General features: G+C 63.9%; 8 protein-coding genes, 1 tRNA gene and 1 pseudogene. 2 read left to right on the forward strand and 8 right to left on the reverse strand.

Going from position 1 to position 11,487, the window contains the following annotated elements; translation table 11 throughout:
• Positions 1 to 2: 2 nt before the first annotated feature.
• From HU752_RS28250 to HU752_RS28280, 8 genes and pseudogenes are all read right to left on the reverse strand, one after another.
• A complete protein-coding gene (locus HU752_RS28250) occupies positions 3 to 806 on the reverse strand; it encodes an IclR family transcriptional regulator (protein ID WP_186678685.1) in 804 nt (267 codons plus the stop codon).
• A gap of 62 nt (positions 807 to 868) precedes the next feature.
• On the reverse strand, positions 869 to 2,179 hold the full coding sequence (locus HU752_RS28255) for an MFS transporter (protein WP_186678686.1): 1,311 nt from the start codon (positions 2,177 to 2,179) through the stop codon (positions 869 to 871).
• 104 nt (positions 2,180 to 2,283) lie between these two features.
• Positions 2,284 to 3,432 carry a galactonate dehydratase gene (gene dgoD, locus HU752_RS28260; protein WP_186678687.1) on the reverse strand — a complete coding sequence of 383 codons (1,149 nt, stop codon included), beginning with the start codon at positions 3,430 to 3,432 and terminating at the stop codon, positions 2,284 to 2,286.
• 48 nt (positions 3,433 to 3,480) lie between these two features.
• Positions 3,481 to 4,101, reverse strand: coding sequence for a 2-dehydro-3-deoxy-6-phosphogalactonate aldolase (locus HU752_RS28265; RefSeq protein WP_186678699.1), 621 nt, complete (start codon positions 4,099 to 4,101; stop codon positions 3,481 to 3,483).
• Between the two features lie 32 nt (positions 4,102 to 4,133).
• On the reverse strand, positions 4,134 to 5,111 hold the full coding sequence (locus HU752_RS28270; RefSeq protein WP_186678700.1) for a 2-dehydro-3-deoxygalactonokinase: 978 nt from the start codon (positions 5,109 to 5,111) through the stop codon (positions 4,134 to 4,136).
• 360 nt (positions 5,112 to 5,471) lie between these two features.
• Complete coding sequence (locus tag HU752_RS32300) at positions 5,472 to 6,239, reverse strand: methyl-accepting chemotaxis protein (protein ID WP_437182389.1); 768 nt, start codon at positions 6,237 to 6,239, stop codon at positions 5,472 to 5,474.
• Between the two features lie 87 nt (positions 6,240 to 6,326).
• A pseudogene (locus HU752_RS32305) lies at positions 6,327 to 7,427 on the reverse strand (cache domain-containing protein); the annotation flags it as partial.
• Between the two features lie 204 nt (positions 7,428 to 7,631).
• The gene (locus HU752_RS28280) at positions 7,632 to 8,849 is read right to left on the reverse strand and encodes an MFS transporter (protein WP_186678702.1); all 1,218 of its coding nucleotides are present in this window, start codon (positions 8,847 to 8,849) and stop codon (positions 7,632 to 7,634) included.
• 1,182 nt (positions 8,850 to 10,031) lie between these two features.
• Here HU752_RS28280 and HU752_RS32310 point away from each other — a divergent pair.
• Positions 10,032 to 11,243: a methyl-accepting chemotaxis protein gene (locus HU752_RS32310; protein ID WP_437182390.1), complete on the forward strand. Its 1,212-nt coding sequence runs from the start codon at positions 10,032 to 10,034 to the stop codon at positions 11,241 to 11,243.
• 115 nt (positions 11,244 to 11,358) lie between these two features.
• Positions 11,359 to 11,435, forward strand: a tRNA-Met gene (locus HU752_RS28290).
• Positions 11,436 to 11,487: the final 52 nt, after the last annotated feature.

The raw sequence follows: 11,487 nt of genomic DNA on the forward strand, positions 1-11,487 counted from the left end.
GCTCAGGCCTTCGCCCCCAATTCCGCGGAAAGCCGGGCGGCGACCTGCTTGATCAGCGGGACCAGCTCGGCCATCTTCTCCAGCGACATGTAGGGCACGGTACTGGCGATGCTGATCCCGGCGACGATCTGCCGGCTGGCATCGCGTATCGGTGCCGCGACACAGCGGATCGACGGCTCATTGTCTTCCAGATCGAAGGCATAGCCACCCGCCACATACTCCAGCATGCGTTGCTGAAACTGCTCCCAGGACTGTTCCTGGTGCGCGGGCCATGACAGGTTCTTCCCGCCCACCGGCAAGCTGATCCGATACAGGCGCTGCCACTCCTGCGGCGAGTCATCGAGCAGCAGTGCCTTGCCGATGCCGGTGCGCGCCAGCGGCATGCGGTGCCCGACCCGCGAACGCATCTCCGGGCCATTGCGTCCGGGATTCTTGTGCAGGTACAGCACGTCATCGTCCTCACGAATCGCCAGGTGAATGGTGTCGCCGGTCAACGCCGACAATTCGTCCAGGTACGGCCCGGCCAGGGTCACCAGCGGCAAGGCCTCGCGCGCCTGAAAACCCAGCTCGATCAGCTTGGGACCGAGCAGGTAACCGACTTGCGGCACGACCCGCAGATAGCGCTCATCCACCAGACAACTGGCCAGCCGATGGGTGGTACTGCGGGTGGTGCCGATCAGCCGGGCGATTTCCTTGAGGTCGCGAGCCCCACCGGCCACGGCCTGGACCACGGCCAGACCGCGCAGCAGCGTCTGGGTCCCCGTGGGCGCGGCGTCCTTGGCATTCTTTGCGGCGTCTTCCTGCATATCCGGCCTTCAACAATGAGCGAGAGAACGGGCGGCATTATGGTCGCCCGTCCTGGCGCAGGCTAGAGCTCGATCCGCGCCACCTTGCCCACCAGCACCACATAGGACAACGCGCCGATCAGCGCCAGCACGGCGATGTAGGTGATTGCCGGCGCGAAGGAGTCGCCGCTGACGAGAAAGCCGATCACGATTGGCGTGGCGATCGCCGCCAGGTTGCCGATGCAATTGAACACACCGCCCGTCAGGCCCAGCAGGCGGGCCGGTGCCAGGGTCGAAACCAGCGACCAACTGATCGACGCCATCCCGTTACCGAAAAACGCCAGCGCCAGGCAGGCGATCACCCACGGCGTCGAGTCGACGAAGTTGGCCCCGATGATCGAGGTGGAAATCAGCAGGCCCCCGATGATGGGCAACTTGCGGGCCAGTCCGATCGTCGCGCCACGGCGGATCAGCCAATCGGAAAACAGCCCCGAGCAGAGCACGCCGACGAAAGCCGCGAGGAAGGGTACCGATGCCAGCAGGCCGGACTTGATGAAGTCCATGCCGCGATATTTCACCAGGTAGGTCGGAAACCAGGTCAGGAAGAACCACAACGTCGAGTTGAGGCAGAACTGCCCGAGGTAGATGCCCCACAACTTGCGCTGGCTCAACACGATACCCAGGTCCGCCCAGCTGAAGGGAGCCTTGCGCCTGGCCGTCTCGGCCTGGATATCCACCAGCCCGCCACCCGCGCGGATCAGCTCGATTTCCGCCTGGTTGACCCCCTTGAACTCCCGGGGCTCGCGATACACCGCGTACCAGATGAACGCCCAGAGAATGCCCACCACACCGGTGCTGATGAACACCATGTGCCAGCCGTATTCGTGTTGCAGCCAGGCCAGTACCGGCGTCAGGAAGGCCAGTCCGACGAACTGTCCGGAGGTGTAGAAACCGATGGCGGTCGCTCGTTCGCGCTCGGGAAACCAGCTGGTCACCACCCGGCTGTTGATCGGATAGGCCGGGGCCTCCAGCGCACCCACCGCCATGCGCAGGACGAACAACGCGATAAAGCTGGCGGCGAAACCGAGCATCAGCGTAGCCGCCGACCACAGCAGCAGCGCGAGACTGTAGAGCAGACGCGGAGGCACCCGGTCCACCAGCCAGCCTCCGGGGATCTGCATGGCCGCGTAGGTCCAGCCGAAGGCCGAGAAGATCAGCCCGACATGGACCGGATCGATTCCCAGCTCGCTGGTCAGCGCGGGCGCGGCGATCGACAGGTTGCTGCGGTCCAGGTAGTTGATCACCACGGTGATGAACAGCAGCACCATGATGAAAAAACGCTTGCGGCTCGGCGTCAGCAGCGACGCCGGCCCGGTAAAGACTTCCGGTTGCATGGGGTGTGCCTCTTCTTGTGATTATTGAGGACGTTCATTCGCAACGATGTCATGGTCCGGTCACGGACCTTCCCTGCGGGGGTGAGAGTCGGGCCAGCCAGGCCTTACCATTCGGCAAAACTGCCGTCGGCATGGCGCCAGATCGGGTTGCGCCAGCGGTGGCCGATGGCGGCGCGCTCGGCCACGTATTCCTCGTTGATCTCGATGCCCAGCCCCGGGCCATTCGGGATCCTCACGAAGCCCTGGTCGTAGTCGAACACCCGCGGATCCTTGACGTAGTCGAGCAGGTCATTGCTTTCGTTGTAGTGGATACCCAGGCTCTGCTCCTGGATGAAGGCGTTGTAGCAGGCCGCGTCCAGTTGCAGGCACGCCGCCAGGGCAATCGGGCCCAGCGGGCAATGCAGCGCCAACGCCACGTCGTAGGCTTCGGCCATGTTGGCGATCTTGCGGGTCTCAGTGATACCGCCGGCATGGGAGGCATCCGGCTGGATAATGTCGACGTAGCCTTCGCTGAGCACCCGCTTGAAGTCCCAGCGCGAGAACAGACGCTCCCCCAGCGCAATCGGCGTGCTGGTCAGCGGCGCCAGTTCCTTCAGGGCCTCGTAGTTTTCGCTGAGCACCGGCTCTTCGATGAACATCAGCTTGTAGGCGTCGAGCTCCTTCATCAGCACCTTGGCCATGGGCTTGTGGACCCGGCCATGGAAGTCCACGCCGATACCGATGTTCGGCCCGACCGCATCGCGCACGGCAGCGACGTTGGCCAGGGCCAGATCGACCTTTTCGAAGCTGTCGACGAACTGCAGTTCCTCGGTGCCGTTCATCTTCACGGCGGTGAAGCCCCGGCCGACAGCCTCCCTGGCGGCACGGGCAGTGTCGGCCGGCCGGTCACCGCCGATCCACGAATACACGCGGATTCTGTCGCGCACCTGGCCGCCCAGCAGATCGCTGACCGACACGCCCAGGGCCTTGCCCTTGATATCCCAGAGTGCCTGGTCGATCCCGGCCAGGGCACTCATGTGCACCGCACCACCGCGGTAGAACCCGCCGCGATACAGGACAGTCCAGATATCTTCGATGTTGCGCGGGTCCTTGCCGACCAGGTAGTCCGACAGCTCATCCACAGCCGCCGCGACCGTGTGGGCCCGGCCTTCGACCACGGGCTCGCCCCAACCGGTCACGCCTTCATCGGTTTCGACCTTGAGGAACAGCCAGCGTGGCGGAACGATAAAGGTCGTCAGCTTGGTGATTTTCATCGTGTTGTCTCTCTTGTCGGGATACAGCGCCCAGGGCGCCGGAAAGTCTTAACGCAATGCGTTCCATGCCTGCACGTAAGCCTTGGCGCGCAACGCCGTCTCATCGGCGCTCAGTCCCGGCTTGAACAGACCGGAGCCCAGGCCGAAACCACTGACACCGGCTTCGACGAACGCTGGCATGTTGTCCGGGGTGATCCCGCCGACCGGAACCAGCAGGGTGCCTGCCGGCAGCACCGCCAGCCACGCCTTGACCACCGCCGGCCCCATTTGCTCGGCCGGGAACATCTTCAACACGTCGGCCCCCTCGGCCAGCGCAGCGAAGGCCTCGGTCGGCGTGGCGACACCTGGCGACAGGTACAGGCCCGCCGCCTTCGCCGCGCGTAGCACGTGGGGATCGCTGTGCGGCATGACGATCACCTGCCCACCCGCGGCCTTGACCTGCCCGACCTGTTCGGGGGTCAGTACCGTACCGGCCCCGACCAGGCAATCGGCGGGTAGCCGATCGCGCAGGATGCGGATGCTTTCATAAGGCTCGGGAGAGTTGAGGGGCACCTCGATGACGCGGAAACCGGCCTGGTACAACACCTCGCCGATCGCCGCCGCCTCGTGCGGACGCAGGCCACGAAGAATCGCGATCAGACCGTTTTTCGCCAGTGCTTGCTTGAGCATGTCAGACCTCTTGTCCAGTGAAACGCAGGTACTCAGCCCATCAACCCGGCCGCCTCGGCCAGGTGCCAGAGGCCTCGCTCGGTGGCGTGTTCGGCCAGGTCCACCCGGTCAAAACCGCAGCTGCCGAGCGCACGACGGTAGCGCGCGCAGAGTTGGGCGTTGCCGATCAGCAGGATCGACGGCAAGTCGGCGACGTGGCGCCGACGGCGCTGGACGTCACTGAGCGCAGCGAGTTCATGGCCGATCAACAGGCCCGACAGGTAGTCGGTCTGTTCGGCCGGGCTCAGCTCATGGGTCAGGCCGAGAGTTCGTGCGCTGAAGAGGGTCGACAGAGGACCGCGCGCACCTTCGTCCGAGCGGGCAACCTGGACGCCACGGTCGAACGCCGCCTCCTGGAAAGGAGCGCCGCGCTGCTGGGTACGCCCCAGGATGCTGTGTTCAGAAAGCACGGCGAACAGCTCGCCGGTCATGAACGTGTCGAAATGGGTGATGCAGCCGTCGACCACCTCGACCCATTTCGAATGGCTGCCCGGCAGGCCGATCAGCAGATTGTCGCCGGCGCCTGCCGGCAGGCCTTGCAGGGCGCCGAGAACCTGGGTTTCTTCGCCACGCATTACATTCGGCAAGGGCGAGCGCTCGATCACCCCGGGCACGATGTGCACATCGAGACCACGCCAGCTGCGGACAGTGCTCAGGGCGCTGCCCAGGCTGGCGACATTCGCCGGCGTGTCGCGATACGCGGCCTCGGTCCAACCCTGGGCACTGCCGACCATCCCGCAGGCAATCACCGCCAGCCCGGGCTGGGCATCGAGCCAGTCGCCGCAGGCCTCGTCGAAGGCCAGTTCAAAGCCATCTGTGCATATCCGGCCGGCGATCATCCGCGGCACGCAGGGCAGTTGCATGATGCCCGACGACAATGAGCGCTGTTCGAGCACCTGGCCACCCGCCGCGAGTTTGTAGGCCCGGAGTGAGGTCGTCCCCCAATCGAGCGCGATCAATTGCGCCTGCATCGCGTCACCTGAAAGTTGTTTTTGGACAGTGAGTGCGTGGAGCTGATGGAGGCGACTATAAACCTGACGCGCAAAAAATCTCAATATATAAATTTGCATCCCATATATAGGGATTCACATAAAGATACCGTCGAGCCAATACGCCCTCCCTTCATGACGAAGATTGAGTGAGGCGATCCTGATTGGATTCCGGCATGAGCTGGAGCGAGCGATTGCCCCCCCTTGCAGGGGAACGGGCTCAAGGGGCTGGAGGTGTTCGCTAGCGAGCGTGACCGAATGACAATGAACCGGCCCTGGCGGCGGAGATCGCTTGACCACCGCCGCCACGCCGGGACCGGGACCGGGACCGGGACCGGGATCTTACGACTTGAACCGTCCCACCAACCCGTTCAGCTCATCCGACAGATGCGACAGCCGTCCCGAGTCTTCCCGCGCCGAGTTGGCCAGGCTCTCGACCAGGCGCGCCTCGTCGTAGATCTGCTGGATGTGCCGGTTGATCTCCTCGGCGACGCTGTGCTGCTCTTCCGCTGCCGCCGAGATCTGCAGGTTCTGGTCGCGGATCTCGTTGACCGACAGCTCGATGCCCTCGAAGCTGCCCCGCGCGCTCTCGATCGACGAGACGCTGGCTCGCGACAGGTCCAGGCAGCTGTCCATCTTCTGCGAAACCTCCTGGGTCTTGCTGCCCAATGCGTTGAGCAACTGGTCGATTTCCCCGGTGGAATCCGACGTGCGCTTGGCCAGCGCCCGGACCTCATCGGCGACCACCGCAAAACCACGCCCCTGGTCGCCAGCCCGTGCCGCCTCGATCGCCGCGTTCAGTGCCAGCAGGTTGGTCTGCTCGGCAATGGCGCGGATGGTACCGAGGATCTGGTTGATGCTGCGACTGCCCTCCTCCAGCTCGACCATGGCCTGGGACGACTCGGTCAGGCGACGTCCGAGGCGGTTGACGTTCTCCGTGGTCAGTTCGATCTGCTGCTTGCCCTCGGCCACACGCTGGTGCCCGCTCTCGGCGGAGGTGGCCGCATTGCTGCACGAGCGGGCCACTTCGTTGGCGGTGGCGACCATTTCGTTGAAGGCCGTGGACACCAGCTCTACCGCCTCACGCTGGCGCCCGGCCGCATCGTTCATGTTGCTGGCCACCTCGCTGTTGACCCGCGAGGCATCCTGCAGGTTGGTCGAGGCCGCGCCGATGCGCTGGATCAACTGGCGAATGGCGGCCAGGAACTTGTTGAACCAGCCGGCCAGTTCAGCGGTTTCGTCCTTGCCCTGAATATCGAGGTCGCGGCGCAGATCGCCTTCGCCCTCGGCGATCGATTGCAGGCCGGTGCTGACCTGGCCGATCGGCTTGACGATCACCTTGGAGAAGGCCGCGGCGATCAGGGCGAACAGTACCGCCAGCACCACCACGATCAGTGCCGTCACATAGGTCATGCGGGTCGCGCCCCCCATGACTTCGTCGTACTTGATCAGGCCGACGTAGCGCCAGCCCAGGCCCGGCGAAGTCCAGATGTTGGCCATGTAGTTGACCCCATCGATCTGCACTTCGGTGGCGCCCTCCCCGGTCGCCGCCAGCTTGGCGTAGGGCTCGCCGAGGTCCTTGAGCTGCTTGAAGTTGTGCGCGGCGTCACGCGGGTCGACCAGCACCGTGCCGTCTTCGATCAGCATCACGTAGCCGCTCTGGCCGAGCTTGATGCTCTTGACCAGTTCGGTGAGGTTCTTCAGCGAAACGCTGACGACGAAGACGCCCTTGGGGTTGCCGCTGGCATCGAGCATCGCCCTCGCGCTGCCGACCAGCGCCACGGCGTCCTTGTCGTAGTAGTAGGCAGGCGTGCGCACGCTCTTGCCCGGGCTGGCCATGGCGGCCTTGTACCAGGGGCGCACGCGGGGGTCGTAGTTGGCCAGTTGCGGGTCATCCGGCCACTTGGCGTAGGTACCGTCTTCCAGGCCGATGGAGAGAATCGCCGCAGCCGGGTGCGTCGCGCCGTAGCGGGCAAACGCATCGATGACCTGCTTGGCTGCCGGTGGCAAAGGTTGGCTAGCCGCGTTGGCGGTCTCGTAATGCTTGAGACTGTCAACCGATGTGTATACAGGATCGGTCGCCATTTGGTCGACGTTCTGCTGTGTGCCGTCGAAGAATTGCCGGATATTGCCGTCGATCTGACGGATTTCCCGAGTGCTGCCATCGATGAACTGATTGACCGCCTCAGTCCTGATATTCACCACCGAGATCACCGCCACCAGGCTCACCGGGATGAAGGCGACCAACACAAAGGCCAGGACGAGCTTGTTCTTTATTTTCATTGCGACGATCACCATCCGGGGAAGTGAGATGCAAATAGCCGGGCCAGGCAGAGTTATGGCCCTTTGCTATTAAGCCTGTATCGGCTGGCGAGTCAAAATCTTTATCGCCTCATCGTGCACAAAAAAATCGGAAATTGTCCCGGATATCTGATCGATCGGTCGGTTTCAAGCCACCCAGGCCGGCCATCTCTTGTCGAAACAGACCGGCCCGCCTCGACTTCAGGCCTTTTTCGTCCTGGGCAGCAACACGGCCAGGATTCCGAACAGCGGCAGGAACGAACACAGCGTGTAGACGTACTCGATGCCATGGATGTCCGCCAGGTGCCCCAGCAGCGCGGCACCGATCCCGCCGAAGCCGAACATCAGGCCGAAGAACACCCCGGCGATCATGCCGACGTTGCCCGGCACCAGTTCCTGGGCGAAGACCACGATGGCCGAGAACGCCGAGGCCAGGATGAAGCCGATCACCACGCTGAGCACGGTGGTCCAGAACAGGTCGACGTAAGGCAGCGCCAGGGTGAACGGCGCGACACCGAGGATCGAGAACCAGATCACCGCCTTGCGCCCGATCTTGTCGCCGATGGGGCCACCGGCAAAGGTCCCTGCGGCGACCGCGCCAAGGAACAGGAACAGGTGCAGCTGCGAACTGGCCACCGACAGCTGGAACTTCTCGATCAGGTAGAACGTGAAGTAGCTGGTGAAGCTGGCCATGTAGAAGTACTTGGAGAACACCAGCAGGCCCAGCACCACCAGTGCGCCCAGCACGCGGCCTTTCGACAGCCCGTGGGTGGCCTTCTGGCCCTGCTTGAGCTTGAACAGGTTCAGGTGCGCGCGATACCAGCGGCTGATGCCATAGAGCACGCCCAGGGCGAACAGCGCGAACAACCCGAACCAGGCGACATGGCCCTGGCCAAACGGAATGATGATTGCCGCGGCCAGCAGCGGGCCGAAGGCTGAACCGGCATTGCCGCCGACCTGGAAGCTCGACTGTGCCAGCCCGTAGCGCCCACCGGAAGCCAGCCGCGCGACACGCGAGGCCTCCGGGTGAAAGGTCGAGGAACCGACCCCGATCAGCGCCGAAGCCAACAGAATCAGCGGGAAACTTCCTACCTGGGACAGCATCAGGATCCCGATCAGCGTGCAGATCATTCCGGCCGGCAGCAGCAGAGGCTTCGGATGCCGGTCCGTGTAGAAACCGACCCAGGGTTGCAGCAGCGAGGCCGTCACCTGGAAGGTCAGGGTGATCAGCCCGACCTGGGTGAAGGTCAGCCCATAGCTGTCCTTGAGCATCGGATAGATCGACGGCAGGACCGACTGGATCAGGTCGTTGATCAGGTGGGCCAGCGCCACCGCGCCGATGATGCGCATCACCAGCGGGCTGGCTTGCGCAGGCGCCGACGCCACGGTCGGGCCGGAAGAGGTTTGTGTGAGTGCCATGAGGTATTCCGTGACGCGGATGGATGCACAGGTGCAGGTGCGTCAATGTGCCATTTTTTAGTGCGGCAAGGCCAGATACTTGTTGAGCTAACGATCAATCCGTCCCGACGAAAGCACACTGATAGCGCATTGCTACTGGTCTGAATCTTGCCTGCCCTGATTCCTACAGCGCGGTTCCTTACAAAGGGCCACGAGAATGGGAAGATTCGCTACAGCGGCCGGCCGATAACGCCCTCACTGGCGAAGCTTCCGAGGTCTTTAACGACAGCATCCGTCATGACCACCCCGTCATGACTGCACCCAAACGGTGCTGGATGCCCTGAGGAGTGGTCGGTAATGCACGCTTTTTTATCACCCGGAATGCGACTGCTCGGACGATTCGGTTTTGCCCGCAAGTTTCAGGTGCTGTTCCTGCTCTTCATCGTTCCACTGATGGGCAGCCTGTACATGATCGGTCAGGACTACCGCAGCAAGCTCGCACTGATCGGCGAGGAACGTGCCGGTGTCCGCCAGTTGCAGGCACTGGATACCCTCGACAACCTGCTCGCCCTCCAGCGCGACCGGGCCGCCCGCTGGAAAGCCACCGAAACCAACCGCCAGCCGACACCGGCCACCCTCGCCGCCATGGCCCTGCTGGACAAGGCCCAGCCCGAAATCAACCAGGCCCTCGAACAACTGGGCCAGGCGCTGCAAAACGATGGCGCCGCAGCCGATACCCTGAAACGTTACCAGGCCCTGCAAACCAGCCTTTCCGGCCTCGACTCGGCCAGCCTGAGCAAGGTCGGCTGGTGGCCGGACGGCTATGACCGTTTCACTGCCGCCCTGAGTGCGCTGCAGAGTCTGCGCGAGCAGATCGCCATGGACAGCCGGCTGATCCTCGCGTCCTGGATGGAAACCTACCTGCTGACACAGATCTCCACCCAATACGCCCCCGACCTGATCGAGCGCGTCGGCCGCCTCGCCAGCGTCGGCCAGGCCTCCGTGGTCTCGGGCCAGTTCAGCCTGCAGAGCCGCCTGCAACTCAAGGACCTGCGCAGCCGTATCGGCGACGCCCGCGACCAGCTGGTCAAGACCGGCGCCCAACTGGAAACCCGCCTGCCCCCTGCCCTGCAGGACTGGGCCGGACGCTACCAGACGAGCCTGCACCAGCTCGACGAAGGCCTCAAGACGCTGGACGACGGCATGTTCGGCGGCAGCATCACCCTCAAGCCCGAAGGTTTCGAGAAGACCCTCGATACCCTGCTCGAACAACTGGCCAGCCTGCGCCAGGACTCGCTGACCACCCTCGACAGCCGCCTGGACTACTACCACGGCTCGGCCACCCGCCAGTTCAGCCTGGTAGCGGTGATCTTCGGCTGCCTGTTGCTCGCCGCACTGTACCTGTTCATCTGCCTGCAGGCCTCGATCCGCCGCAGCGCCAGCGGTATCACCCTGCTCGCCGAGTCGCTGCGTGACGGCAACCTGTGCCTGCAGGTGCCGGTCGAAGGCCGCGACGAACTGGCCGCCATCAGCACCGCACTGAACGTTGCCGTGGTGCAACTGCGCACCAGCCTGCAGGGCGTCGACCACGAGACCCTGCAACTGAGCGACGCGGTACGCACCCTCAACAGCCACTCCAGTGGCGCCCTCAACGAGGTCGAGGCGCAACAGCAACAGATCAGCCAGATCGCCGCGGCCGCCACGCAGTTGGCGGCCACCTCCCAGGGTGTCGCCCAGAGCTGCGAACAGGCCTCCGGCAGCGCCCAGAACACCCGGCGCATCGCCTCCGACAGCAGTCGCGACAGCCAGCGCACCACCGCCAGCATCCAGCAGCTCAACCAGCGGCTGAACGAAACCGCCACGGCGCTGGGACGGGTCAGCGAACAGGGCCAGCAGATCCAGCTGGTGGTCGACACCATCCGCGGCGTGGCCGAGCAGACCAACCTGCTCGCCCTCAACGCCGCCATCGAGGCAGCCAGGGCCGGGGAACAGGGCCGGGGCTTCGCGGTGGTGGCGGATGAAGTGCGCAGCCTGTCGCAACGGACCCAGAGTTCCACCGCGCAGATCGCCAGTACCGTCGACAGCCTGCGAGCCACCGTGAGCCAGGCCGTGACGCTGATGGAGGCAGCCTGCGTCCAGGCGCAGACCGACGCCGAATCGGTGACCGGCCTGGGCCAGCGCCTGGTGGAAATCGCCAGCGCGGTACAGAGCGTGACCGATACCCTGGCGCAGATCGCCACGGCGGTGGACGAACAGGCCAGCACCGCGGACGAGGTCAGTGGCAACATCCAGCAAGTCGACCAGGCGGCGGTCCGCTTGCTCGAAGGCGCCCGGGCGGTGAACCGCGCGGCGGACACCTTGAGCGAAGGCAGCCGGGCCCTGAGCGACAATACCGGACGCTTCCGCCTGAGTTGAAACGAGCGACGCCCACGGATTTCGCCGTTGGGCGTTAAGTTTTTGATAGCGTAGAGAAAATTTTCAGATATTTGCTTGACACATCATCGTTCTCAGCGAATAATGCGCGCCACTTGGCTACATAGCTCAGTTGGTTAGAGCATAGCATTCATAATGCTGGGGTCCGGGGTTCAAGTCCCTGTGTAGCCACCAAGTACTAAAAACGGCTTACCGCAAGGTAAGCCGTTTTTTTATGCCCGCAGAA

This window comes from Pseudomonas vanderleydeniana, from assembly GCF_014268755.2.
Taxonomy (GTDB): domain Bacteria; phylum Pseudomonadota; class Gammaproteobacteria; order Pseudomonadales; family Pseudomonadaceae; genus Aquipseudomonas; species Aquipseudomonas vanderleydeniana.

Coding starts and splice junctions, on each gene's coding strand:
- HU752_RS28250 (WP_186678685.1), bottom strand. CDS start 806: ATGCAGGAAGACGCCGCAAAGAATGCCAAGGACGCCGCGCCCACGGGG.
- HU752_RS28255 (WP_186678686.1), bottom strand. CDS start 2,179: ATGCAACCGGAAGTCTTTACCGGGCCGGCGTCGCTGCTGACGCCGAGC.
- dgoD (WP_186678687.1), bottom strand. CDS start 3,432: ATGAAAATCACCAAGCTGACGACCTTTATCGTTCCGCCACGCTGGCTG.
- HU752_RS28265 (WP_186678699.1), bottom strand. CDS start 4,101: ATGCTCAAGCAAGCACTGGCGAAAAACGGTCTGATCGCGATTCTTCGT.
- HU752_RS28270 (WP_186678700.1), bottom strand. CDS start 5,111: ATGCAGGCGCAATTGATCGCGCTCGATTGGGGGACGACCTCACTCCGG.
- HU752_RS32300 (WP_437182389.1), bottom strand. CDS start 6,239: ATGAACGATGCGGCCGGGCGCCAGCGTGAGGCGGTAGAGCTGGTGTCC.
- HU752_RS28280 (WP_186678702.1), bottom strand. CDS start 8,849: ATGGCACTCACACAAACCTCTTCCGGCCCGACCGTGGCGTCGGCGCCT.
- HU752_RS32310 (WP_437182390.1), top strand. CDS start 10,032: ATGTTCGGCGGCAGCATCACCCTCAAGCCCGAAGGTTTCGAGAAGACC.